Consider the following 25,507-nt stretch of genomic DNA (forward strand, 5'->3'; position numbering starts at 1 on the left):
TCCCTGTACACCCCGCACACGCGGGTCAAGCAGATCATCCAGGAACGGGCCGATCGCCGACGGACCAGACTGCCGGTCCAGGACTCCAGCCCCACCGGGCGGAGAGCGAATTATCCGATCCGAGCAGCAATGCTCAACGAATAGGAAGCAGATTCGATGAGCGGCAGCGCGCTGGAGCGCTTCGATCCGGTGACCAGGGAATGGTTCGCCGGAGCATTCGCTGTGCCCACCGCCGCCCAGGAAGGCGCGTGGACTTCGATCACTCGCGGCGACAACACCCTCGTCGTGGCCCCTACCGGCTCCGGCAAGACCCTCGCGGCCTTCCTCTGGTCCCTCGATCGGCTCGCCGCCGGACAGATGTCTCCCGTGAGCCCAGGTCCCGGGTCGGCTCACCCAGGTCCCGAATCCGGACCTCCAAGTCCCGAACCCGGACGGCCAGGTTCCGAATCCGGACGGCCGAGTCCCGGATCGGGTCGCCCGGGTCCCGGGGCGGGTCGGCGGGGCAAGCATGAGGCCAAGCTCAAACGACTCTGCCGGGTCCTCTACGTGTCACCGTTGAAGGCGCTGGCGGTCGACGTTGAGCGGAACCTGCGGGCACCGCTGACCGGGATCAAGCAGACGGCAAGGCGGCTGGGACTTCCGGTGCCGGATATATCCGTCGCTATTCGGTCTGGGGACACCTCGGCCGAGGATCGGCGCCGTTTCGCCACGAACCCGGCCGACATCCTGATCACCACGCCGGAGTCCCTGTTCCTGATCCTGACCTCGCAGGCCCGTGAAGCCCTGCGCGGCGTCGAGACGGTGATCATCGATGAGGTGCACGCGGTGGCGCCCACCAAGCGAGGCGCCCATCTGGCTCTCAGCCTGGAGCGCCTGGATGCCCTGCTCCCCCGCCCCGCCCAGCGGATCGGCCTCTCCGCGACGGTCCGCCCGGTCAGCGAGGTGGCCGCTTTCCTCGGCGGTTCCCGCCCGGCCACGATCGTGCAACCCCCTTCCGACAAAGTCCTCGAAATCGACGTCGTCGTCCCCGTCGAAGACATGACCGAAGTCTCCGGCATGCCGTCAGACGCCCACGGAGAACCCGCCCAGCGCAGCATCTGGCCCCACGTCGAGGAGCACCTCCTCGACCTCATCGAGTCCCATCATTCGACGATCATCTTCGCCAACTCCCGCCGCCTCTCCGAACGCCTCTGCACCCGCCTCAACGAACTGTCCTGGGAACGTCGGACCCGCCCGCTCGCCCTCGCCATAGAGGCAGAAGACCCGGAGGAGATCGACGCCGAGCAATCGTTTGACCGCATGCCCAACGATCTCGCCGACGAAGAACCCATCGAGCGGGGGCCTGTTCATGGGGGTGAGCAAACGTCTGACCGGCAACTCGACGACCCCACCGACGAAGCATCCGGCCAACGGGAGCCCGCCCGCTGGGCCGAGCAAACGTCTGACCGCCAACCCGACGACCCCACCGACGAAGCACCGGGCCAACGGGAGCCCGCTCATTGGGCCGGGCAAACGTCTGATCGCGAAACCGGCGGCACCACCGACGAGAAATTCGGCCAGCTGGAGCACCAGACGCACAACGGGGAACCCGACATAACGCCCGTCGAACGGGAGCCTGTTCATTGGGCCGCAGGATTTGAGCAGGTGCTGGCTCGCGGGCGGGAAGGAGGGCCCGCTGGGTCGGTGCGGACGCCGGCGGCGATGATGGCGCAGGCGGGGGCGTCCAAGGGGGCGGTGCCTGAGGTGGTGCGGGCGCATCATGGGTCGGTTTCCAAGGAAGAGCGGTCACAGATCGAGGAGGCGCTGAAGTCGGGGCGGTTGCCGGCTGTGGTGGCCACGTCGAGTCTTGAGCTGGGGATCGACATGGGGGCGGTCGATCTGGTGGCGTGTGTGGCGGCGCCGCCGAGTGTGGCCAGCGGGCTGCAGCGGATCGGGCGGGCGGGGCACCAGGTGGGAGCCGTGTCGCGGGGGGTGATTTTCCCGAAATATCGGGGGGATCTGGTTCAGACGGCGGTGGTGGCCGAGCGGATGAAGAGCGGGCAGATCGAAGAGATGCGGTATCCGCGCAATCCGCTCGATGTGCTCGCCCAGCAGATCGTCGCCATGACGTCCGTGGACGAGTGGACGGTCGACGAGCTCGAAGAACTGGTGAAGAGAGCAGCGCCGTACGCGACTCTGCCCAGGTCGGCGCTGGAGGCGACGCTGGACATGCTGGCGGGGCGTTATCCGAGCGAGGAGTTCGCCGAACTGCGGCCCCGGCTGGTGTGGGATCGGGTGACGGGCGTGCTGCAGGGGCGGCCGGGGGCGCAACGGCTGGCGGTCACGAATGGCGGGACGATTCCCGATCGTGGGCTGTTCGGGGTGTTCCTGGTCGGGGAGAAGTCCAGCCGGGTCGGGGAACTGGACGAGGAGATGGTCTACGAGTCCCGCGTGGGGGACGTTTTCGTGCTGGGGGCGACCTCGTGGCGGATCGAGGAGATCACCGCGGATCGGGTGCTGGTCTCCCCCGCTCCGGGGCTGCCGGGGAAGCTGCCCTTCTGGCACGGTGACACGCTGGGACGGCCCGCCGAGCTGGGCCGGGCGATCGGCGCGTTCGTCCGCGAACTGTCGGCGGGCGGCGCGGCGGCCGACCAGCGGGTCCAGGCCGCCGGGCTGGACGCCTTCGCCTCCGCGAACCTGCTCGCGTATCTGAAGGAACAACGTGACGCCACCGGCTACGTGCCGGATGATCGTACGTTGCTGGTAGAGCGGTTCCACGACGAGCTGGGCGACTGGCGGGTGGTGATCCACTCGCCGTATGGCGCGCGGGTGCACGCGCCGTGGGCGCTCGCGATCGGGCGGCGGCTGCGCGAACGATACGGGGTGGGCGTGCAGGCCGTGCACTCCGATGACGGCATCGTGCTGCGGGTGCCGGACACGCTGGACGACGCGCCCTCGGATCTCGCGGCGTTCGACGCGGAGGAGATCGAGCAGATCGTCGTGGAGGAGCTGGGCGGTTCCGCGCTGTTCTCGTCCCGGTTCCGGGAGTGCGCGGGGCGGGCGCTGCTGTTGCCTCGCCGTACGCCGGGAAAGCGGAGCCCGTTGTGGCAGCAGCGGCAGCGGGCGGCGCAGCTGCTGGGCGCGGCCAGCAAGTACGCGAGTTTCCCGGTCGTGCTGGAGACCATGCGCGAATGCCTGCAGGACGTGTTCGACGTGCCCGGGCTGGTTCAGCTGATGCGGGACATCTCGGCGCGGCGGGTCAGAGTGGTCGAAGTGGAGACCGGCCAGGCGTCGCCGTTCGCGGCGTCGCTGCTGTTCAACTACATCGGCGCGTTCATGTACGAAGGGGATGCGCCCCTCGCCGAAAGACGGGCGCAGGCGCTCGCGCTGGACACGTCGTTGCTCGCGGAGCTGCTGGGGCAGGCGGATCTGCGGGAGCTGCTCGATCCTGACGTGATCGCCGAGTCGGAACGCGAGCTGGCCCGGCTCGACCGGCCGCTGCGGGACGCGGAGGATCTGGCCGATCTGCTCCGGTCGCACGGTCCGCTGCTGACCGAGGACGTGTCCATCCGCGAGGGCGACCCCGGGTGGCTGGCCGATCTGGAACGGACTCGGCGGGCGATCCGAGTACGGGTCGCGGGCCAGGAGCAGTGGGCCGCGATCGAGGACGCCTGGCGGCTGCGGGACGCGCTCGGCGCGCCGCTCCCGGTCGGCGTGCCGCTGGAGTTCCTGGATCCGCCCGACGCGACCCTCCGCGGCGAACGATCCTCCGCCGCCGACCCGATCGGCGACCTCGTCGCCCGGCACGCCCGTACCCGCGGACCCTTCGAGGCCGGTACGGCTGCCGCCCGCTTCGGCGTGGGCATCGCGGTGGTCAACGACGCGCTCCGGCGGCTGGCGGCGGCTGGGCGTGTGGTGAGCGGTGAGTTCCGTCCTGGTGGCCGTGGTGAGGAGTGGTGCGACACCGGTGTGCTCCGGCTGCTGCGGCGCCGGTCGCTGGCCCGGCTCCGCAAGGAGGTGGAACCGGTTCCGCCCGAGGTGCTGGCGGCGTTCCTGCCGCAGTGGCATGACGTGACCACACAGCTCTTCGATGCCCACGGGGCACCAGCGAATCGGGACCGCCTTGGTGGCGGTGAGCATGACGGGCCGGATGCTCAGCGGGGCTCCGGCCGGATGGTGTCGGCGTATGGCTCGGAGAATCGGGGGTCGCCGGGCGGCCGGGGTTCGATGCAGGCGATGGACGCTCTGGTGAATACGATCGAGCGGCTGCAGGGGGCGGCGGTTCCGGCTTCGGCGTTGGAGACGTTGGTGCTGCCGGGGCGGGTTCCGGGGTATTCGCCGGCTTTGCTGGACGAGCTGACGGCTTCGGGTGATGTCATCTGGGCTGGTCAGGGGTCGTTGCCGGGTGGGGATGGGTGGATTTCGCTGTATTTCGCGGATACGGCTCCGTTGCTCATGCCGGAGCCTGCCGAGATCACCATGACGCCGTTGCACGACCTTGTGCTGGGGGTTCTCAGCGGGGGTGGGGCGCTCTTCTTCCGTGATCTGTCGAATCGGGTGACGCCCGGCGTGGGGGCGGTGCCGGATGATCAGACGCTGGCGGCCGTGTTGTGGGATCTCGTCTGGTCGGTGCGGGTGACCGGGGACACGCTCGCGCCGTTGCGGGCGACGCTGGGCACGGGCAGGCCCGCGCATCGACCGGCGGCGACACGGCGGCGGCGCGCGGTCCTGCCGACGCGTACGGGGCCGCCGACGGTTGGCGGCCGGTGGTGGTTGCTGCCGGAGCCCGCCGGGGACGGCACCCAGCGCGCCCACGCGCAGGCCGAGGTGCTGCTTGAGCGGCATGGCGTGCTGACCAGGGGCGGCGTCACCTCGGAGCGTCTGCCCGGCGGATTCTCGGCCGTCTATCAGGTGCTTCGGGCGTTCGAGGAGAGCGGGCGATGCCGTCGCGGCTACTTCGTCGAAGGTCTGGGCGGGGCGCAGTTCGCCAGTCCGGGGGCCGTCGATCGGATGCGGGCCATGGCGCCGTCGGGCGCCGCGGAAGCCGAGGCGGCAAGCCATGGTGCGTCGCCGCTCGATTCGCTGTGGCAGGCCGGGGTGACGGCGCATGGCCATGGTCGACCGCCTCGGCGCACGGTCGTCCTGGCGGCTGCTGATCCGGCCAATCCCTATGGAGCCGCTTTGCCGTGGCCCGATCGGGCCGAGGACGTCACCCATCGCCCGGGGCGCAAGGCGGGGTCGCTGGTGGTCATGGTCGACGGGCGGCTCATCCTTTATGTGGAGCGTGGGGGCAAGACGCTGCTCTCCTTCGGGGCGGAGGATGACCTTCGCCCGGCGGTGACCGCGTTGGCGACCGCCGTACGAGAAGGGGCGCTGGGCAAGCTGACCGTTGAGCGAGCGGACGGGACTGCGATCACATCGTCGCCGCTGGGCGCCGCCCTGGAGGCAGCAGGGTTCCATCCCACGCCTCGTGGACTGCGTATTCGCGGGTAGCACCGCCATTCATCCCGCTGGGAGTTCGTCAGGGCTGAAGGAGTTCTCACCTTGTGAGACCGAGGGCGATGAGCGGGTTGTGGAAGTCGTCGCGGGCCCAGCGGCACCCGAAGAGGGATGTTGGTGAAGTTGAGCAGGCGTAGCGCGTCGATTGCGTAGCTACGCATGGTGGCCGGGATCGACAGGCCGAGGCGGTGCGAACCCGGCAGCGGTTTTCCCTGACGGTCACGTCCCGGACGTGATGATCACGATTGTCGATAGACCATTGGCCGCGGACGAGTTCGGCCAGGCGGCGGGGACCGGCCATTGTCACGGTCAGGTTCGTGACGCCCAGCACCGCTACGCTCGATAAGGGCTTCCAGTTCAGGTCGAAGACGTGAGGTTCGACGAGGTAGGCCTGTTTAGGGTGCGGAAACCGGGTTGTGGGCGGGACGGGTTGGACCTGGATGGTACGGATCTCGATCCGGGCGTGGCCACGGTCGTAGGCCGTAGGCCGTAGGCCGTAGGCCGTCCAGGCGATCAGAACCTGGTTCCAAGCCAGATTCCAGGCCAGGCTGTCGAGCTGGTCGAACAAGCCGGGCTGGTTCCGGCCGGCCGGGAAGAGGGAGGAAGCGCCGCGGCGGTGCGGGTAGCAGGCGTGGGCGCGGCACCACCGACCTGGACCTTCTCTCCCCCCCGCCTGCACCTGGCACAACCGCGACAAAGCAACCCACCCCGACCGCTACCGCCTGCGCCGCAACGACGACGGCACCTGGACCCTCCTCTACCTCGGTAAGAGAAGCCGCTTCGCCGGACGGTTCCGGCGCTGAACCGGACCGGCACGAGAGCGCCACCCACCCAGGCCGGGAACCCAGGGGTTGAGAGAGTTCTCCGATCCTGAGACAGCGCGTGAATCGTCGATCCTGGCCAATAGGTAGCTACGCGATCGGCGCGCTACGCCTGCTGAACTTCGCCGACATCGCCGAAGGTACCCGCTGGGCACGCGACGACTTCCACAACCCGCTCATCGCCCTCGGTCTCACAAGGTGAGAATTCCTTCGGCCCTGGGGAGTTCGTGGATGGTGTCTTTCAGGGCGCGGAGGAAAAGGGCGGCTTCGCGGCCGTTGATTAGGCGGTGGTCGTAGGCGAGGCCGATGTTGGCGACCTTTTTGGTGGTCAGGGTGTCGTCGTTGAGGGTGAGGACGGGTTGGGGGGTGGTGATGGCGAGGGCGCAGGCGTGGCCGGGGAAGATGAAGGGGATCGCCAGGGAGACGTCGGCGTCGTGGTGGAGTGTGACGGCGATGTTGGCGTTGGCGAGATCGGATTCGCGGAAGTCGCCGGTCGTCGAGGCCAGGCGGAATTCCATCAGGCGGGTCGCGACCTCCTTCAGTGGGCGGTCGGCCGCGTTGTGGATTACCGGAACGTAGAGGCCCTCGCCGGTGTCGACGGTGACGCCGATGTTGGGGGTTTCGGACAGGAGTGCGGTTCTGTCGTCGGCGAGGGTGGCAAAGAACATCGGGAACGTGGCGTGAAGCCGGGCGACCGCCAGCACGAAGAGTTCGGCTAATCCGACGGGGCGACGCACTTCACGTGTCAGCCGGGCGGCGAGTTCGAGTGTGTCGTCCAGGTCCATCGCCATCACGGTGTAGGCGGCGGGAATCGTCGCATGAGACATCTGGACGGCTTTGGCCACAGCCCGTTGCACCTTCGGCAACTCGTAGGTGGCGGTGGGCACGTTCTCGGCGGCCAGGCCCTCAACGTCAGCACGTCTGATCACGCTGAGCCCAAGGGAGTAGACCCGCTCCACGGGAATCCCCAGCTCATCGAGGAGCGCCTGCGCGGGCGCCGTGATCAAAGGCGGTTGCGCAGCCGAAGGAGAACCGGCCGAAGGAGGAGTGGCTGACGAAGATGCCGAGGCGATTCCGCCATGAGCCGTCGAAGCCCTCGCCGACATGGAGAGCGACGTTGACGAGTCTGTGGAGGGCACGGATGGTCCAATGCCGGCGTGCGACGCGGAAACAGACGATTCAATAGTCGAAGGCAACAGGGGCGGGGATGCCGAAGCAGACGAATCTGTGGATAGCCCCATTCTGGTATCTGAGGCAGATGATTTGGCAGCCAAGGGCGGCGTGGAGGTGAATGATGAAAGATTTGATGTGGGGGTGGGGTCGGCTGTCGTGAGCTGGGGTGATTCGGGGGTGGTTGTTAGGTGGGCTAGGAGTTGGCCGGGGGCGCAGTCGGCGTTTAGGGGTATTGATGGCCAGACGTAGCCGTCGGTTTCTGTGGTTATTTCGTCGGCGGCTTTGGAGGTTTCGAGGACGGCGATTGGGTCTCCGGCTTTTACGTGCTGGCCGGTTTCGACGAGCCATTCGACCACGATGTAGGACGTGTCGTTGTTGTTGAGTTTGGGGACCCTGATTTCAGGCATGGAGGGCCTCCATGATGGCGGTGTGGATGGTGGATTCCTGGAGGAGGACTTGTTGTTCCAGGTGGGCGGCGGTGGGGATGACGCTGTCGGCGGAGTGGACCAGGGTCACCGGCCGGGGGAGGGTTTTCCAGAGGTGCTGGTGGATTTGATGGGCGATTTCGGCGCCCCAGGTGCCGCCTGCCGTGCTTTCCTCCGCGACGAGGATGGCTTTCGCGTTCTGGAGTGTAGGAAGTACCCCTTCGACGTCGAAGGGGTAGAGGCGGGAGGGGACAAGCAGGCAGCAGGTCACTTCGTGGTCCAGGAAGACCTGTCGCATCGCGGCCAGAGCGCGGTCCGCGACACCGCCGGGGGCGATGATCACGCAGTCGGCGGCGGCCGGGTCGTCGATGAAGACGCGGGCGACATCGTGGAGGATGTCCTGGTTGAAGAGGGGGTCGAGGGCGTGCATGCGGCGCGTGTACAGGACCTTGTCCTCGAAGAACACGCAGGGCTGGGCGGAGGCCACCATTGCCGCGAGGACCGCATGATTGTCGTGTAGTGCCGACATCTCGTATACGGCGAGGCCGGGCACGCCGATGAAATGTTTCTGCAGGCTCTGGCTGTGGGTGGGGCCGTAGCCGCGTCCGCCGCCGGTGGGGCAGCGCACGATCAGGCGCATCGGGACGCGCGAGCCGTACATGGAGACGGATTTGGCGGCGAAGTTGATGATCTGGTCGAAGGCGAGGGCGGCGAAGTCGCTGAACATGATCTCGACGATGGCGGTGTCGCCGCAGAGGGCGAGGCCGGCGGCCAGGCCGGTGAGGCCGGATTCGCTGATGGGGGTGCCGAGGACGCGGCCGGGGTAGCGGGTGGACAGGCCGCGGGTGATCTTGAAGGCGCCGCCGTAGGGGTCAAGGACGTCTTCGCCGATCAGGTACGCCTTCGGGTCGTGTTCGAGCAGGTCGCCGAGGGCGGCGTTCAGGTTCTCCGCTACCCGCACGCGGACCACCGGGACAGCGGGCGGGCCGAGACCTCTCCGACGATTGCCGCGATTCGGGTTCGCGCGGCTTCGTCGGCTTGGGCGAAGAGCGGGGTGGGCTCGACGCGGCGATACCAGTCGGGAAGGTGGCGTACCTGGTCAGGGGGGCGGGTGTCGTCGCCCTTGCTGTGCGGGCCGAGGCGGTGGGTGGCGAATTCGATGACCAGCGGGCGCGAATCGGTGCGTACCGATGCGATGAGCGGGGCGATCTGGGATCGGATCTCGGTGAGGTCGATCGAGGTGACGCCGTGGTGGCGGATGCCGAAGGCGTGGGCGCGGTCGCGGATCGTGCCCGCGAGCTGGCGGGTGGTGGGGGTGGACTGGGCGATGCCGTTGTTCTCGACGATCACCAGCAGGGGGAGGTTCCATAGCGACGCCAGGTTGAGCGCTTCGTAGACCGAGCCCTCGCCCCAGGTGCCGTCACCGATGTAGACGCAGGCCAGCGCGCCGGTGCCGCGCAGGTGCAGCGCGGCGCCGGCCGCGACGGGCAGGCTTTCTCCTTGTACGCCGGTGGAAAGGTAACGGTCGCGAAGAATGTGCTGGCTGCCGCCGACACCGGAGCAGATCGCGCCCTCGCGGCCCATGATCTCGGCGAGCAGGCCTTCTGGGTCCTGGTATCGGGCGAGATAGTGGCCGTGACCGCGATGATTGCTGAAAACGTAGTCGTCGGGCTGGAGCAGCGGGGTGAGGGCGACCGGCACGTATTCCTGGCCGAGGCAGGTGTGCGTGGTGCCGTTCAGCTCGCCGCGCCCGAACAGGTCAAGGAGGGCCAGCTCGAAATGCCGGATCAGGAGCAACAACTCCAGATCGGCTCGGGTGACCGCAGCCTCGGGTGACTCGATGTCCAGGCTGACTCGGTCCGCGACGGCTGGGGGTGATTCGGTGGCCGGGATGGTTTGGGACATGCCGGGCATGGGGGCGAGGGTCACGTCGTGCTGACCGCGGGTTCGGAGGCGTGGATGGAGTCGACCACGCCGGCGATCGTGGGAGTGTCGAAGAAGACGTCGAGGGCGACCTCGATGCCGAGGCGTTTGCGCATGCGGGCGATGATCTGGGTGATGGTGAGGGAGTGTCCGCCCAGGTCGAAAAGGTCCTCGTCGTCGCCGATCTGGTCGATGCCGAGGACTTCCTGCCAGATTTCGCGGATTGCGCCGGTGAGGTCGGTAGGGTCAGGGGCGACCTCGGAGTCACTCCGGAGGTCAAGGGAGACGGAGTTATCCGGATTTTTCATGATGGTGAGAAGGTCCTCCGCTATTCGAGCGATTTCCGGGGTCTCGTCGGGAGAGCCGGAATCTGAGCCGTATTGCATGATCACGAAGAGGCCGTCAGAGGTGTCGACGGCCTGAAAGTGCAGAAGGCTGCGAACAGCGTGATTAAAAACAGCCCAATCCACACTGGTCCGAAGGTCGGCGAAATCGGGTTCGTCGCGCCGTTTCCGGTAACTCACCGACACAGCCGCAAGCGCCGTTCGTGGCCTCATGCCTCGTACGGCACGGGCAACGGGCACCGCACGAAACCTATAAATCTCCCGCAATTCTGTACGGAGCCAGCGCGCCAGCTCAACGACGGACATATCAGGAGAAGGCCGAGAAGCGACGGGCAACTCGTTGACAAACAACCCGATATTCTCCCGAACCGAGGAAGTCCGGGTAGACACATCAATCGCACAAACCGGCTCGCTGTTCCCATACGAGTACAGCAACGCCTGCACAGAAGCCAAAAACAACTCAAATCTTGAAATATCCGAAATTTCGGGAAGCTCGGCGCGGAACGTATACGCTTTCCCGAAGGCAGCCCCCCGCCGCCCAAGACTCCCCGCAGCCCGCTGTTCCGGAAGTCCCGGGATGATCACATCGTCCGGCTCGCGCCACCGTGCCCCCCAGAAATCGCGAGCCTCCGCGAGATCACCCGCCACCCGAACCCGCTCATCCGCCGCGAACCCCGCATACGTCTCCGTCAACCGCGGCAGCGTACGCCCGTTGTAGAACGCCGCCAGATCCCGCACCAGCACATCCTTCGACTCCCCGTCGAAAACCAGATGATGCGCCACGAAAACCAGCACATGCCGCTCAGGCGCCAGCCGAACCAGCGTGAACCGCGCCAAGGGCCCCCGCTCCACATCGAACGGACGAAGCGTCTCTTCCAACACCAACGCATCCAGATCGCTAGATGTCGTGAGCCGAACCTCCGGCCGTGCGCCCGGCACCTCCACCGGCAGCCCATCGTCCTCGACGATCGCGCTGGACAGCACCGGATGCCGCCGGATCACCGCCTCACACGCCTGGACCAGCGCGCACGCGTCCAGCGCCCCATCCATCCTGATAAGCACAGGCATGTGATAAGCCGACCGAGCCCGTCCCATCCGCTCGGTGATCCACATTCCCACCTGCGCGAACGACGCCTCACTCATGACAGCGCCCGCAAAGCACGCTTATCCACCTTGCCACCCCGATTGCGCGGCAGCGCCTCCAGTGTCAGCAACCGCGCGGGCACCTCGTGCCCGGCCAGCCGCTCCCCCAGAAACGCCCGCACCTCCTCAGGCGCGACGACATCCCGGACCACCAGCGCCGCGACCACGACCGTCCCCAGCACCGGATGCGGCACCCCGAACGCCGCCGCCTCCTTCACCAGCGGATGCGCGTGCAGCGCCTCCTCGATCTTCAACGTCGAGATCTTGTACGCCCCCGACTTGACCACATCGCTCTCCCGATCGACCAGGTAGAGGTATCCCTCGTCGTCGAGATAGCCCAGATCCCCCATCCGTACCCACCCATCCCGGAACACTCCGGACCCGGGATCGCCGAAGTACGCGCGCGGCGCGGCCGGCGACCGCATCCACACCTCGCCGGTCTCGTCGACCCCCACCGGCGACCCGTCCGCCGCGGTGACCCGCACCCCACCCCCGGCGGCCGGCCGCCCGACCGACCCGGGCCGCTCCGGATCGAACAGCATGATCGTCTGTGCGGGCGCGGCCTCCGTGGAGGTGTAGTAGTTCGTGATCATCGCCTGCGGGAACAGCCCGCCGAGCTCCGACGCCACCGCCGACGGCAACGGCGCCGCTGCCGACCCCAGCAGCAGCACGCTCTCCAGCGGCTCGACCCCCGCATTGATCAGCTCGATCGCCATGGCCGGAACGACAAACACCGTCCCCGCCCGATATTTCCGGATTAATCCGGCGAACCGCCCGGGGGTGAACCGCGGCAACGTCACCACCGCCGGATGCGCTCCCAGCGCGTTCACCAGCATCATCTGCCCCGCGTTCGTCCCGATCGGAAACGCGTGGACCAAATGCTTGGAGTGGCGAAACGCCCGATAACGCGGCTCCGCCCGCAACCCGTACGCGAGGTTGGCATGCGTGGCCGTGACCCCTTTGGCTGCCCCGGTCGTCCCCGAGGTGTAGAGAATCTGCGCCGGATCAGACGCCCGCACCACCACCGGAGGCGGCGTCACATCCGACCCCGCCGCATCCCGCACGATCGCCGCCATCGAACAGTGCGCCGACAGTTGTCCGATCTCTGCCGCCGGAAGCCGGTCCGACAGCGGCACCGCGACCGCCCCGGCCCGAAGCACCCCCAGGAACGCGACCGCGTACTCAATCCACCCCGAAGCGGGGAAGACCAGCCCAACCCGATCCCCGCCGGTGATCCCCTCGCCGATCAGCCGATTCGCGACCGCGTTCGCCCGCGCGTCCCAATCCTGGTACGCCAGCTCCCCGACCCCGTCCACGATCATGGCAACGCCATCGGGATCGGCGACGGCCCGCGCCGCCAGCAGCTCCGGAAGCGTCATCAAAGATCCTTAATGATCGGATGAATGTCTTCAGGACCATTAGAGAACGTTCCCAGAACGGCCTTACTGAAAACAATCTTTCCAGTTAGCGACGCGGCCAGTCTGGCATGGGAAATGTCCCAGCCACAAGGGGGAGCGCAGTCGGCAGCCCCGACCAGCAAAGGGATTGTTGGGGTTGTGGCCAGCGCGCCTCCGTGCCAGACTGACGCCGTCAGCTAATTGCAAAGAATCTTTCCAGTTAACCGACCGAGCTTGTCGCGCTCGGCACTTCGTGCTGCATTCGTCCGATCACTTGAGGAACGATGTTTGCCGTCACGGCGATACCGCTCTCGCTTGGCCAGGAGCGTCTCTGGTTCCTGCACGAGCTGAACCCCGACGACGCGTCGTACAACATCTGCGTGACCGAGCGCCTGCTTGGCCCACTCGACCCGGACGCGCTGGACCGCTCGCTCGCCGAGGTGATCCGACGTCACGACATCCTTCGCACCAGCTATCCGGCGATCGACGGCCGGCCGGTGCAGCTCGTCGGCGACACCATGCCCGGCCTCGAACGCCGCGCCGCCACGAGCCGGGAGCACGCGCGGACGATGGTGAGCGAGCTGAGCAACCAGCCGTTCGACCTCGCCACCGGTCCCGTCCTACGGGCCGCTCTTATCGCGATAAATCCCGGGGAACACATCCTCGTCATCGTTCTGCATCACATCGCCGGGGATGGCTGGTCGCTGGGCCTGCTCCTCGACGAGATCTCCACCCTGTACGCGGGCGGCGAACTCCCCGCCCTCCCCCTCCAGTACGCCGACCACGCCAGGCACCAGCACGACCGCCCGATCGACACCGCGTACTGGCGCGAGCGGCTGGCCAACGCGCCCACCCTCGACCTCCCCACGGACCGGCCGCGCCCAAGAATCCGCGCCTCCCGCGGAGACTGCGTCGCCCACCGCCTGCCCGCACCCTTGATCGCCGAGGTCACCCAACTCGCCAGGCGCGAACGGGTGACCCTATTCATGCTGCTGCTGAGCGCTTTCCAGACGCAACTGTCCCGCTACACCGGGGCCGAGGACTTCTGCGTCGGCACCCCCGTCTCCGCCCGAGACACCGAGGACGTCGAACCACTTATCGGCTTCTTCCTCAACACCGTCGTCCTCCGCGCCGACCTCTCCGGCGACCCGAGTTTCCGTGAACTGCTGAGGCGAACCCGCCGCACCGCCATCGACGCGTTCGTTCACGCCGACACCCCATTCGACCGCCTGGTCACCGAACTCGGCGTCACCCGCGATCTCAGCCGAACTCCCGTCTTCCAGACCCAGTTCAGCTTCCGGAACGAGCACAATCCCGGGCTCGCCCTCCCAGGAATCACCGCCGAACCTTACGACCCCGGCTTCCACCAGGCGAAATTCGACCTTTCCCTGGAGATCAGCCCCACCGGCGACGCATTCTTCGTCTACAGCACCGACCTGTTCGACCGCCCCACCATCGAACGCTTCGCCGCCAACTTCGAAACCCTGCTCCACTCGATCACCGCCAACCCAGACCTGCCGATATCCGAACTCACCCTCGTCGCCGAAGCCGAAACCGCCCTCCTGACCAATTGGAGCGCGGCACCCTCCACTCCCCCGCCGGGCCCAGCGAAAACCCTGGCCGAACTCATCGAAACAACGGCCCGCCGCGTCCCGAAAACCCCCGCCATCCGGTACGGCAACGCGTCCCTCACCTACGCCGACCTGAACACCAAGGCGGACGCTCTGGCCAAAAAGTTGCGCACGCTCGGCGTCGGACCCGATGTGCGCGTGGCCATCTGCCAGGAGCAGTCGATCGATATCGCGGTGTCGATCGTCGCGGTCATGAAGGCGGGCGGCGCCTACGTACCCCTCGACCCGGACCAGCCAGAAGACCGCCGAGTGTACATGCTGGCGGATTCGGGCGCCCAAGTCCTGATCACGGATACAGGACCGACGTTACTCATGGGGAAAACGAACCCCGACGAACACGCGGCCCAAGGTTCGGACGGCATCGGAACGACAAATTCCAGGAAGCTCTCCGCCACAAGACGGGATGGAGGCGCACAGGCGAATCCCCACGAACTCACGCCCAAGAGCCCTAGCAACCGCACAAGGGCGGGTCACGGGGAACTCTCCGCCGAAGGTTCCGGCGGAAGCACAACGGCGTATCCTCGCGAACTCACGCCCCAGAGCCCTAGCAACCACACAAGGGCGGGTCACGGGGAACTCTCCGCCGAAGGTTCCGGCGGAAGCACAGCGGCATATCCCCGCGAACTCACGCCCGGGAGTCCCGGCGATCACCCAAAGGCAGGTCCTGGGGAAAGCTCGATCGAAGGCTCCGACGGGGGAGCAAAGGCGGGCCCTCACCGACATGTATCCGCAGGCCCCGAAGTTCCCGCGGTCGCGGGTCCGGACGATCTCGCTTATGTGATTTACACCTCGGGGTCGACCGGGAGGCCGAAGGGGGTCGCGGTTCAGCACCGGCAGGTGATGAATTACCTGGCTGATGTGCGGGAGCGGTTCGGCGTCGGGGAAGGGGCGAGTTTCGCGCTGTTGCAGTCGCTCGCGTTCGACTTCGGGATGACGGTGTTCTACCTGTCGTTGCTGACGGGTGGGACGCTGCGGCTGCTTCCGTCCAGGATCTCTGGACCTGAGCTGGCTGAGCATATGGGTGGGATCGACTACCTGAAGATGACTCCGTCGCATTTGGCGGCGCTTGCCGCCGATGTCGTGGATGTGCGGAGTCTGCTGCCGCGGCGGCTGCTGATCCTGGGCGGGGAAGGGTCGAGCTGGGAGTGGACGCGGGAACTGGCCAGGCATGGGCCGGTGGTCAATCACTATGGGCCGACCGAGGCCACGGTCGGGGTCGCCACGTACCGGATCTCAGCGGATGAGGAGCCGACCGGGCCGATCACGCCGATCGGGCGGCCGCTCGGGCACGCGAAGCTGTTCGTGCTGGATCGGCATGGCAGGCCGGTGCCGATCGGGGTGGCGGGTGAGCTCTGCATCGGAGGGGATCGGCTGGCGCGGGAGTACCTCGGTCGTCCCGATCTGACGGCGGAGAAGTTCGTCTCCTCACCGTATGGCCGGATATATCGGACCGGCGACCTCGCCCGCTGGTTGCCCTCCGGGGACCTCGAGTTCCTCGGTCGCAGCGATCTTCAGGTGAAGATCCGGGGTTACCGGGTGGAGCTTGGGGAGATCGACGAGAACCTCCGGCGGATTCCGGCCATCGCGCATGGTGTCGTGGACGCGCGCGACGGGGAGCTTGTCGCCTATCTCGTCGCGGAAGCGGGCGCGGAGCGTCCCAGTGTGGGCGAGTTGCGCCGGGTGCTGGGAATCCGGCTGCCGGAATACATGATCCCAACCCGCTATGTCTGGCTCGATGAACTTCCGCTCAAAGGCCATGGCAAGGTCGATCGGGCCGCGCTCCCGGCTCCCGAGGACACCCGTCCGGACCAGGACGTGCCGTTCGAGCCGCCCGCCGACGAGATCGAGGAGATCATCGCCGCGGCCTGGTGCGAAGCGCTCGGACTCCAGCGGGTGGGCGTGCTGGACGACTTCTTCGACCTGGGCGGTCATTCCCTGCTGGCGACCCGGATCATCGCCCGGCTACGCCGCGAACTCCCCGAGAACGGCAACCCGGTCGGCTTGATGGACCTGTTCCAGCATCCAACCGTCCGCGAGCTAGCCGCAGTGGCCAGGTCTGCCCCGGTCGCGCGAGGGTTGCTGTACCGGCTGACGAAAACAGCCTCCCCGAAACCTGGTGAACGGGGACCAGGCGGAAACGGACCAGGCGGACAAGCCCTCGGCACGCTAGAACCCCACACGCCAGGAGCCTGCGCACCAAATGCCCACACACCGGATGCCGGCGCACCGAAGGCAGGGACACGGCAACCAGGCGGACCGACAACAGGTGTGCGGAGTCTGGTCTGCGTGCCCTACGGCGGTGGGAGTGCGGTCGTCTACCAGCCGCTCGCCGACGCGCTCCCCGATGGATGGGCGCTGTATTCGGTAGCCGTACCCGGGCATGATCTTGGGCTGGTCGAGGAGCCGCGGCCGCTCGCGGAGGTGGCCGCGCGCTGCGCGGCGGAGATCATCGAGACCGTCACCGGCCCGCTCGCCCTGTACGGCCACTGCGGCGTCGGCGGCGCGCTCACCATCGAGATCGCCCGGCAGCTGGAGGCGCGAGGTCGCGCGATCGACGCCATCTACCTGGGCGGAATCTTCCCGTTCGCCCGCCCGACCAAGGGCTTGATGGGCCACTGGGCCAAGCTCACCCGCCTCGAACGCCTGCGCAGCGCCCGCAACCAGCTCACCTGGCTGACCGCGCTCGGCGCCGACCTCTCCGGCCTCGACGACGAGCAGAAGGCGTTCGTCATCCGCAACATGCGCCACGACGCCCGCGCGGCCGAGGACTACTTCACCGGCCTCATCGACGCGGACGCGCGCAAGCTCAGCGCCCCGATCATCTCCGTCGTCGGCGAGTACGACCCGGCGACCGACTACTACGAGGAGCGCTACCGCGAGTGGGGCTTCATCACCGACAGCACCCACCTCGTCGTCCTCGACGAAGGCGGCCACTATTTCCTGAAATATCGCCCCCAAGAACTGGCCGCGATCGTCACCCAGCCCGCCCCAACGGACGACGACGCGACCGATTCCAGGACTAATCCCACGACGGACCACCTGGCTACCCACACGCCTGTCCGGGCTTCCAGCAGGACCCCCGTCGAGGCAGCGGATCATCCGCGCGGCAACAACATGACCGCCGGCCCTCCAACCCGCGGCAGGGGGACCAGCGGCAGAGCGTCCGGTCCCGAACCGACGATTCGCCGATTCCTCGCCGTCGCCCTAGGCCAGATGATCTGCCTGGTCGGTTCGACGCTGACCGAGTTCGCCCTCCCCCTCTGGGTCTACCTCCAGAACCGCTCGATGACCCAGCTCGCCATCCTGCAAGTCCTCGCCGTCATCCCCGGCATCCTCGTCGCCCCCCTCGCCGGCGCCCTCGTGGACCGCTCAAGCCGCCGCACCATCATGATCGCCGGCAACACCGCCGCCCTCGCCGTACAAGCCGCCGCCGCCGCCCTCATCTGGACCTCCACCTTCCAGGTCTGGCACCTCTACGCCCTGCTCCCTGCCCTCTCCATCGCCCTCACCTGCCAGCGCTTGGCCTTCACCTCGGCCGTCCCGCAACTCGTCCCCAAGCGTTACCTCGGCCACGCCAACGGCGTCGCCCAGATGACCCTCGGCGTGGCCCAGTTCATCGCCCCGCTCGCGGCGGTCGGCCTGATGTCGGTCGTCGGCCTCAAGGGCATCCTCATCATCGACGTGGCCGGCCACCTCGCCACGCTGATCGTGCTCGCCCTGATCGCCTTCCCGGCCACGATGGCGCACCGCCGCCGCGAGCCGGTCGGCCGCGAGATCGCCGAGGGTTTCCGCATGTCGATCGGCAACCGCAGCTTCCGCGCCATGGTGATCTTCTTCGCGCTGCTCTCGCTGGGCCTCTCCCCGGTCTTCCTGATGTACTCCCCGCTGGTCCTGGAGTTCGGCACCCTCGCCGACGCGGGCGCCATCGCCCTGGCGGCCGGGGCGGGCGCGGTCGCGGGCGGCCTGACCATGGGCCTGTGGGGCGGCCCCGCCCGGCGCCGGATGCGCGGCATGCTGCTGACCACCCTGCTCATCGCCGTATCCTGCCTGCTGGTCGGCCTGACCGAAGCGCTCCCGGTGATCGGGATCGGCGCGTTCGGGGTCTCCTTCGGCCTCGCCCTCGTCAACGGCGTGTACACGACGATCATCCAGACCAAGGTCCCGCAGCGGTTCCACGGCCGGGTGTTCGCGCTCAACCAGATGGTGGCGTGGTCGACGATCCCGATCGGCGTCGGTGTGATCGCCCCGCTCGGCACCCGGCTGCTGGGCGACATCGGGGTCATGTACCTGGTCTTCGGCGCGTTCATCGCGATCGTCGCGGCGGGCGCGATGGTCACCCGCACGCTCGCGCGGTTCGACGACGAGGTGCCCGACGCCACCCCTGACGATCTCGTGGGCCTGGAACGAAAGGTAAGCAATGAAGGAAAGACTGGCGCAGCTCGTGTCGGAGTCGTGTGACGGCCAGCTCACCCCGGCCGAGGTGCTCGCCGCGTCGGTGCCGCTGTCCTACCTGGGGGTGACCTCGCTCGCCCAGATGCGGCTGATCGACGCGGTCGAGCGGGAGTACGACGTGGAGATCGACCTGGGCGCGGACGTGTCGTTCCTGGACAGCGTGGGGGGTCTGGCGGACTGGCTGGCCACCCGATGACGAGCGTGCCCTTCGCGGGCGAACGCCGCGGGGACGCGCCGCTCACCTGGGGCCAGCGGGCGATCTGGGAGGCGATCCAGCGGACCGTCCCCGACGACCACTATTTCAACTTCGGCCGGGTGATCCGGCTCGGCGCCCGTCCCGCCTCGGTCGACGGCGCCCGCTGGGCGCTGGCCAGGCTGGTGGAACGGCACGAATCACTGCGCACCCTGGTCGAGGACGGCCACCAGCGCCTGCTCGCCTCCGGCGAGCTCCCGATCGTCCTCGGGGACGACCCCGACGATCTGCTGGCCGAGCTGGCCGCCCCCGCCTACGACTACGCGCGCGAGTGGCCGCTGCGGGCCGGGCTGGTGACCTCGGGGCCGGACGTCACCCACATCGTGATGGTGTTCTGCCATCTCGCGGCGGACGGCCTTGGCGCCGAAGAGGCCGTCAGGGACCTGCGCCTGCTCCTGCTCAGGGGGGAGCCGCGCGGGTCCCGGCCGCCGCAGCCGCTGGACATCGCCCGCTGGCAGCGGTCGCGGGACGGCCGCCGGGTGGCGGCCGAGGCGGCGGCGCACTGGGAGCGGGAGCATCGCCGGATCCCGCCTACCATGTTCTACGTGCCGTCCGAGGCCGGGGCGGATCCGCCGATCTGGCGGGCTTCGCTGCGCTCTCCGGCGATCGACCTGGCCGCGCAGCGGATCGCGGTCAAGCACGGGACGAGCACCTCGAACGTGCTGCTGACGGCGGTGACGGCGCTGGTGGCGCAGATGACCGGGCATGACACGGTGGCGATGTTGCCGATCGTGAGCAACCGGTTCAGGGCCGACACCCGGGGGGCGGTCAGCACGATGGCGCAGGAGGGGCTGTTCGTGCTGGACGTGGAGAAGGTCAGGTTCGACGAGTTGCTGGCGCTAGCCAGGCCGGCGGCGTTGCGGGCGTATCGGAGCGCGTATCACGATCCCGCCGACCGGGCCCGGGTGCTGGCGGAGGTGAGCGAGGATCGGGGGACGCCGGTGCATCCGTACTGCTGTTTCAATGACATGCGGTTCGCCGATCACGCGGTCTACCGGGATGACGTGCTGATCCGGCGGGCGCTCGGGGAGACCTCGCTGACCTGGCCGATGAGCCAGGATCAGCTGAACTGCCGGTTCTGCGTGCATGTGAGCGGGACGATGGACGTGTCGGTGACGGCTGACACGCGCTGGTTGTCGCGGCCCGAGATGGAACGTTTCCTGCGGGGCCTGGAGGATCTGCTGGTCGAGGCGGCGCTGCGGTGATCGCGGCGTACGCGACGGCGATGTCCCGCGCGCAGGGCGAGCGCCTGGAGTTCCGCTTCGAGGGCCCGGCTGGGGTGGCCGTGCACGACGCGACCAATGATCGCCTGATGCTGGCGGCGCGGGTCGAGGGGCCTTCGTGGGTTCTGGACATTCCGGCGGATTGGCCGAGTTCCCTGTATCGCGCCCGGTTCACCGAAGGGGATCCGGAACCGGACGTGCTGGTTCCCCGGGCTACGGGGGAGCTTCCGGGGACTCCGCGTGAGCAGGACGACGAGGTGTATTTCGTGGTTCGGCAGGCGGAGCCGGTCGCGCCGGTCCTGGTGTCGATCCCGTTCGCGACGTGGCAGGCGTACAACCGGGGTGGGGTGCCAGGGGAGAGCATCTACTGGACCGAGCAGCCGGACCGGGCGGCCAGGGTCACGTTCGACCGGCCGGGCGGCGGCCCGCCGCCGGAGCGCTGGGAGGACGGGCTGCTGCGCTGGCTCGGCCCGGCCGGATACCAGGTCGAATACTGCTCCGGCTTCGACCTGTCGCTCGAGTTGCTGTCCCGCTACCGGCTGCTGATCGTCAACGGACACGACGAGTACTGGACGGCGGGCATGCGGGACGCCTGCGAGGAGTATGTCCGGCGGGGCGGCAACATCGCGTTCCTGTCCGGCAACACCTGCTGGTGGCAGATCAGGATGGAGGGCCGCGAGATGGTCTGCTACCGCGACGCGGCCACCGATCCGGTCGAGGATCCCCGGCTGACCACCGTCGAGTGGTCGAACGCGCCGGTGCTGCGCCCGGAGAACACGCTGACCGGGACCAGTTTCCGGGCGGGTGCGGGCACCTGGGGGCCGTACATGCGGCTGATGCGGGAGGAGTCGTACACCGCGCGCTTCGCCGACCACTGGGTTTTCGCGGGGACGGAACTCACCGACGGTGACAAGTTCGGCCAGGGCGCGCTCGGCTACGAGACCGACGCGGCGGAATTCTCCGAGGTCATGGGGGTGCCGAGGGCGACCTGCCGGGATGGCACGCCGCCGTCGTTCGTGGTGCTGGCCACGGCGGACCTGCGCCACTGGAGTGTCGGCGGGCAGGGGGGCTGGGCCACCATGGGCGTGTTCACCAGCGGCCTCGGCACGGTCTTCAACGCCGCCTCGGTGAACTGGGGGAACACGATCCACGATCCGGTGGTGGAGCGGATCACCCGCAATGTGATCGACCGATTGTCGCGTCCGGCCGAGCCGGACTGGGAGGTGATCGGCCCCGCCGCGGACATCCGCGCGCTGGCCGCCGCCGGATCCGTCCTGTACGGCGTGACCGCCGACGGCGTGCTCATGCACCGCGAACTGTGCGCCCAGAACCTGCCCTGGCAACCGATCGGCTGGGCGGGCGATGTGACCTGCCTGGACTCCCCCCGCGAGGCCGTCGGCGGGCTGGGCACCAACCTCTACGGCGTGACCCCCGACGGTGTGCTCCGCACCCGCACGAATCTCTGGACCGACGTGACCCGGACGCCGGAGGGCACGATCGCCCTGGCGGTCTCCGACGGCACGTTCTTCGCCGCGACCGCGACCGACCGCCTCTGGGCGCTCCCGTTCGCCGAAGCCGGCTCACCCGGCTGGCGCGACATCGGCCCCGCCGCCGGAGCGATCTCGATGAGCGGCATGAACGGCCGCCTGTACGCCCTCGACAGCCACGGCCGAATCCACGCGCGCCTGCCCTTCACCGACCGCGAAACCGAATGGTCCCCGTTCGGCCACGCTCCGGGAGCGCTGACCCTCACCGCCCACGCCGGTCACCTGATCACCGTGGATCCGGCTGGCCACCTGCGCTGGCGTCAGGCGGGAAGGGGCAACTCGACCGGCCCGTAAAGGGCGGCCCGGGCATGCCGGACCATCGCCCAGTACCGATCCCCATACGACCAGTGCCACCACTCGGTCGGATAGTTCACCAGGCCCGCCCCCTCAAGCGCGGCGATCAGGACCTTCCGGTTCTGCCGCGCTTCCCCGGAGATGCCGGGCGCCGCCGTGTAACACGCGCCCGCGCTCTCCTCCGGGGTGGCGTTGACCTGCGTCCCCATGTCGTACTCGACGCCTAAATCATCACAAAGCGTTAAATCAACGGCGGCCCCGGCGGTATGCGGAGCCACCTCAATCGGCGACACGTACCGACTAGCCGCCACAAACAACTCATCTGCCGACATTTCCGGAAATTTCGCCCGTAAATCGTTGAGGTAGTCCGTGAAGTACGTCCGTTGCAGCGCCGCCGGACGGTAACCCTCCACGACCACCACGTGGTACCCCGCCGGCAGCGACCGCTCCGCCGCCTCCAGCCGGGTCACCAGACCCTCACGTAACAACGCGTACGCCCCCGCGGGATCGGCCAGCCGGTCGTCCACCCGCAGCCGCCCCCGCACATCGCTCAACACCTCCCCGCACTCCTCGACCGGAACCCCTGCCACCCGAGGATCGGAGATCAGCACCACAGCATCCATAACGCTAGACGGTATCGGAGAAGACCTGCTCCCTCGCCTGGTCCAGGGCGGCCAGCAACGCCCCCCGCAGCACCGGGTTCCCCGCCACCTCGGTCACCGCCACCCTCGGCCTGCTGGGACAGACCCGGGCCACCGCCTCCTCCACCAGCGCCGCCAGCGCCGGACCCCCCGCCCGCCCCACATCCCCGCTCAACACGATCAGCCCCGGATCCAGCACCACCGCCACCGCCGCCACCCCGACCGCCAGCCTCCCGGCCAGCTCGATCAGGAAGCCATCCTGGCCGGTGGCGACAGCCGTACGGACCAGATGGGCGACGTCGAACCCGGGCGGCGCGGCCGTCGGCAGGAGCGCCGGGCCGTCGATGCCGTGCGTGGCCGCGAGCCCGGACAGCGCGTTCCCGCCGACCAGCCGCTGGAAGGACCCCGACTGCGGCTCGGTCACGTTCAGCGGCAGCGGCTCCCCCGGCACCGGCAGCCACCCGATCTCCCCCGCGCCCCCGGTGATCCCCCGATGCAGCCGCCCGCCGAGCATGACCCCGAGCCCCTGCCCGACCCCCGCCCACAGGATCACGAAGTCGTCGTGCCCGGCCGCCGCGCCGTACGCCTGCTCGGCCAGGGCCGCCAGGTTGACGTCGTTCTCGATCCGCACCGGCTGCCCGAGGCTGGTCCGCAGCCCGGCCAGCACCCCCATGTGCCAGGCGGGCAGGTCAAACGAATACCGCACATCCCCGCTGCGCGGATCCACCACGCCCCTGGTCCCTATCACGAACGAGCGCAGCTGCGAGATCGCCACGTCCGCCGTCGCGCAGGCCCGCTGCACCGCGCTGTGCACGATCTTGACGGGATCGGCGGCCTCGGTCGGGTCGACCGTCACCTCGGCCACGGTCTGCCCGGTGATGTCGGCCACCCCGGCGGTCACCCGATCCGGCAACACCTCAAGACCGGCCACGTACGCGCTGGACGGATTGACCGTGTACAGAGCGGCGTTGGGACCCCGCCCGCCGGCCCGTTCCCCGGCGGTCCGCACCAGCCCGCGATCCTCCAGCCTGGACAGCAGCTGGCCGGAGGTGACCTTGGAAAGCCCGGTGAGCTCCCCCAGCTCAGCCCGGGTGAGCGGGCCTTGGGAGAGGAGGAGCTCCAGGGCCGCTCTGTCATTGATCTGGCGTAGCAGCCTGGGCGTTCCCGGTCGCTGGGACACTGGCCGCCTCCCTTTCTGGGGGTTGTTCAAGAGCCCGCCCATCAACCGGGTCACCCCGGGCTGCTCTTGAACAACCCCCACTCGTCACGATCCGCTAACGCGGGTTTCTTTTAAGAAAGTTTCTTGTTAGTTTAGCCGCAGTCATCCCGTAGGCAAGCGATCAAGCCCCGGGATGCCACAGACGCCGACCGTCGGGAACCCCGAGGTGCGCGGTTCGCCGACCACCCCACACCTCGACGTGAAGCCGGGAAGGGAGAACCCAACGTGAAGATCGTGAAGATCGCGGGCCTTACCGCCGCGCTAGCACTGGGTGTCACCGCTTGTGGTGGCACTGACCCCGCCAGCACCGAGCCCTCGGCCGCCGCCGCGCCCACCGCGACCGGGCCCAAGTTCGCCGGACAGACCCTGACGATGTGGCGGCTCGGCGACACCAACCCGCCGTCGCAGGCGTACATGGACGACCTGATCAAGGAGTTCAAGACCCAGACGGGCGCCGACGTCAAGCTGGAGTGGATCCCGTGGCCGCAGGTGAACGACAAGTTCACCGCCGCGGCGGCGGGCGGCGCCGGCCCCGACGTGACCGAGATCGGCAACGACCAGGTGCCGCTGTGGCAGAGCCAGGAGGCGCTGGAGCCGGTCACCGCGCTGGCCGGCGCGGGCGAGCAGGCGCAGATCCCGAAGAACCTGCTCGGCCTGGAGACCATTGACGGCGAGGTCTACGCGCTGCCCTGGGGCGCGGGCACCCGCGCCGTGCTCTACCGCAAGGACTGGTTCGACGAGCTCAAGATCGAGGTGCCGAAGACCTGGGACGAGGTCATCGCGGCGGCCAAGAAGATCCAGGCCGAGAAGGGCAAGGACGTCGACGGCTTCGCCTTCAACGGCGGCTCCGACGCCAACCACCTGCTCGGCGCGCTGGCCTGGTCCGAGGGCGGCGAGTACGCGGTCAAGGAAGGCGACAAGTGGGTCGGCAAGCTGGCCGACCCGACCTTCAAGGCCGGTTTCGCCACCTACACCAGCCTGGTCACCGAGGGCCTGTCCGGCAAGGCCCGGCTGACCCAGAACACGGTCGACATCCGGACCCGCTTCGCCAACGACAAGGTCGGCATGTACCTGACCGCGTCGTGGGACATCCCGGGCATCGAGACCGACAGCAAGGGCAAGGTGAAGGCCGACCAGCTGGCCTTCTTCCCGCTGCCCGCCAAGGCCGGCGGCGAGGCCCCGGCGTTCTTCGGCGGCAACGACATCGCCGTCTGGGGCAACGCCCAGAACAAGGAGCTGGCGACCGAGTTCGTGAAGCTCGCCACCAGCAAGCAGTGGGCCGACCGCTACGCCAAGGACGGCGGCCTGCTCCCGGTCTACCCGGACACCCTGGCCTCGCTGGCCAGCGACCCGGTGCAGGCCCCCTTCGCGGCGGCCTTCGCCAAGGCCAAGGCGTTCCCGGCCGACCCCAACTGGACCGAGGCCAACGAGACCAAGGCGGTCCTGCAGAACGCGGCCCGCTCGGTCATCGAGGGCAAGGCCACGGCCGATGAGGCGCTCGCCGCGGCCAACAAGGAACTCGAAGAGATCCTGAACCAGTAGC

General features: G+C 68.4%; 14 protein-coding genes and 1 pseudogene. 7 read left to right on the plus strand and 8 right to left on the minus strand.

All coding sequences use genetic code 11. The annotated features are described in order from the left end of the window. Positions 1-156: 156 nt before the first annotated feature. Positions 157-5,472 (plus strand): DEAD/DEAH box helicase, encoded by a 5,316-nt coding sequence (locus ABGB08_RS00005; RefSeq protein WP_347584302.1) that lies wholly within the window; start codon positions 157-159, stop codon positions 5,470-5,472. 888 nt (positions 5,473-6,360) lie between these two features. Continuing rightward, positions 6,361-6,501, plus strand: coding sequence for a hypothetical protein (locus tag ABGB08_RS00010; RefSeq protein WP_347584303.1), 141 nt, complete (start codon positions 6,361-6,363; stop codon positions 6,499-6,501). On the opposite strand, the gene ABGB08_RS00015 is transcribed toward ABGB08_RS00010, so the two are convergent. The 6 genes and pseudogenes from ABGB08_RS00015 to ABGB08_RS00040 all read right to left on the minus strand — a co-directional run bounded on the left by ABGB08_RS00015 (position 6,491) and on the right by ABGB08_RS00040 (position 12,686). Continuing rightward, positions 6,491-7,306 (minus strand): 2-oxo acid dehydrogenase subunit E2, encoded by an 816-nt coding sequence (locus ABGB08_RS00015; protein ID WP_347585803.1) that lies wholly within the window; start codon positions 7,304-7,306, stop codon positions 6,491-6,493. The two genes, ABGB08_RS00010 and ABGB08_RS00015, sit on opposite strands and share 11 nt — an antisense overlap. A gap of 420 nt (positions 7,307-7,726) precedes the next feature. Continuing rightward, a pseudogene (locus tag ABGB08_RS00020) lies at positions 7,727-7,879 on the minus strand (lipoyl domain-containing protein); the annotation flags it as partial. Beyond that, complete coding sequence (locus ABGB08_RS00025; protein WP_347584304.1) at positions 7,872-8,858, minus strand: transketolase C-terminal domain-containing protein; 987 nt, start codon at positions 8,856-8,858, stop codon at positions 7,872-7,874. The gene ABGB08_RS00025 and the pseudogene ABGB08_RS00020, both read right to left, overlap by 8 nt. Then, the gene (locus ABGB08_RS00030) at positions 8,849-9,802 is read right to left on the minus strand and encodes a thiamine pyrophosphate-dependent dehydrogenase E1 component subunit alpha (RefSeq protein WP_347584305.1); all 954 of its coding nucleotides are present in this window, start codon (positions 9,800-9,802) and stop codon (positions 8,849-8,851) included. Before ABGB08_RS00030 ends, ABGB08_RS00025 begins: the two co-directional genes overlap by 10 nt. Before the next feature lie 20 nt (positions 9,803-9,822). Next, complete coding sequence (locus ABGB08_RS00035) at positions 9,823-11,307, minus strand: condensation domain-containing protein (RefSeq protein WP_347584306.1); 1,485 nt, start codon at positions 11,305-11,307, stop codon at positions 9,823-9,825. Beyond that, a complete protein-coding gene (locus ABGB08_RS00040; RefSeq protein WP_347584307.1) occupies positions 11,304-12,686 on the minus strand; it encodes a class I adenylate-forming enzyme family protein in 1,383 nt (460 codons plus the stop codon). Before ABGB08_RS00040 ends, ABGB08_RS00035 begins: the two co-directional genes overlap by 4 nt. A gap of 302 nt (positions 12,687-12,988) precedes the next feature. On the opposite strand from ABGB08_RS00040, the gene ABGB08_RS00045 reads away from it, so the two are divergent. Genes ABGB08_RS00045 through ABGB08_RS00060 form a run of 4 tightly spaced genes read left to right on the plus strand, consistent with a single transcriptional unit; the run spans position 12,989 to position 22,104 of the window. Continuing rightward, entirely contained in the window at positions 12,989-18,793 is a 5,805-nt protein-coding gene (locus ABGB08_RS00045; RefSeq protein ID WP_347584308.1) for an MFS transporter, read from the plus strand. After that, positions 18,753-18,983: an acyl carrier protein gene (locus ABGB08_RS00050; protein ID WP_347584309.1), complete on the plus strand. Its 231-nt coding sequence runs from the start codon at positions 18,753-18,755 to the stop codon at positions 18,981-18,983. Before ABGB08_RS00045 ends, ABGB08_RS00050 begins: the two co-directional genes overlap by 41 nt. After that, positions 18,980-20,245 carry a condensation domain-containing protein gene (locus ABGB08_RS00055; protein ID WP_347584310.1) on the plus strand — a complete coding sequence of 422 codons (1,266 nt, stop codon included), beginning with the start codon at positions 18,980-18,982 and terminating at the stop codon, positions 20,243-20,245. Before ABGB08_RS00050 ends, ABGB08_RS00055 begins: the two co-directional genes overlap by 4 nt. Beyond that, the gene (locus ABGB08_RS00060) at positions 20,242-22,104 is read left to right on the plus strand and encodes a N,N-dimethylformamidase beta subunit family domain-containing protein (protein ID WP_347584311.1); all 1,863 of its coding nucleotides are present in this window, start codon (positions 20,242-20,244) and stop codon (positions 22,102-22,104) included. The genes ABGB08_RS00055 and ABGB08_RS00060 overlap by 4 nt, the downstream gene beginning before the upstream one ends. On the opposite strand, the gene ABGB08_RS00065 is transcribed toward ABGB08_RS00060, so the two are convergent. Both ABGB08_RS00065 and ABGB08_RS00070 read right to left on the minus strand, forming a co-directional pair. Further along, positions 22,071-22,727, minus strand: a complete 657-nt coding sequence (locus ABGB08_RS00065; protein WP_347584312.1) for a M15 family metallopeptidase — start codon at positions 22,725-22,727, stop codon at positions 22,071-22,073. The genes ABGB08_RS00060 and ABGB08_RS00065 overlap by 34 nt on opposite strands. A 4-nt stretch (positions 22,728-22,731) precedes the next feature. After that, positions 22,732-23,925, minus strand: a complete 1,194-nt coding sequence (locus ABGB08_RS00070; RefSeq protein ID WP_347584313.1) for an ROK family transcriptional regulator — start codon at positions 23,923-23,925, stop codon at positions 22,732-22,734. Positions 23,926-24,189: 264 nt separating this feature from the next. Here ABGB08_RS00070 and ABGB08_RS00075 point away from each other — a divergent pair, with 264 nt between their 5' ends. Beyond that, on the plus strand, positions 24,190-25,506 hold the full coding sequence (locus ABGB08_RS00075; RefSeq protein WP_347584314.1) for an extracellular solute-binding protein: 1,317 nt from the start codon (positions 24,190-24,192) through the stop codon (positions 25,504-25,506). The last annotated feature ends 1 nt before the right edge of the window (position 25,507 follow it).

This window comes from Acrocarpospora sp. B8E8 (assembly GCF_039871605.1).
Lineage (GTDB): Bacteria > Actinomycetota > Actinomycetes > Streptosporangiales > Streptosporangiaceae > Acrocarpospora > Acrocarpospora macrocephala.

Excerpts from the sequence above, each read along its gene's own strand:
- ABGB08_RS00055 (WP_347584310.1), top strand. The coding sequence starts at position 18,980 with ATGACGAGCGTGCCCTTCGCGGGCGAACGCCGCGGGGACGCGCCGCTC.
- ABGB08_RS00050 (WP_347584309.1), top strand. The coding sequence starts at position 18,753 with ATGAAGGAAAGACTGGCGCAGCTCGTGTCGGAGTCGTGTGACGGCCAG.
- ABGB08_RS00030 (WP_347584305.1), bottom strand. The coding sequence starts at position 9,802 with ATGTCCCAAACCATCCCGGCCACCGAATCACCCCCAGCCGTCGCGGAC.
- ABGB08_RS00065 (WP_347584312.1), bottom strand. The coding sequence starts at position 22,727 with ATGGATGCTGTGGTGCTGATCTCCGATCCTCGGGTGGCAGGGGTTCCG.
- ABGB08_RS00045 (WP_347584308.1), top strand. The coding sequence starts at position 12,989 with ATGTTTGCCGTCACGGCGATACCGCTCTCGCTTGGCCAGGAGCGTCTC.
- ABGB08_RS00040 (WP_347584307.1), bottom strand. The coding sequence starts at position 12,686 with ATGACGCTTCCGGAGCTGCTGGCGGCGCGGGCCGTCGCCGATCCCGAT.
- ABGB08_RS00035 (WP_347584306.1), bottom strand. The coding sequence starts at position 11,307 with ATGAGTGAGGCGTCGTTCGCGCAGGTGGGAATGTGGATCACCGAGCGG.
- ABGB08_RS00005 (WP_347584302.1), top strand. The coding sequence starts at position 157 with ATGAGCGGCAGCGCGCTGGAGCGCTTCGATCCGGTGACCAGGGAATGG.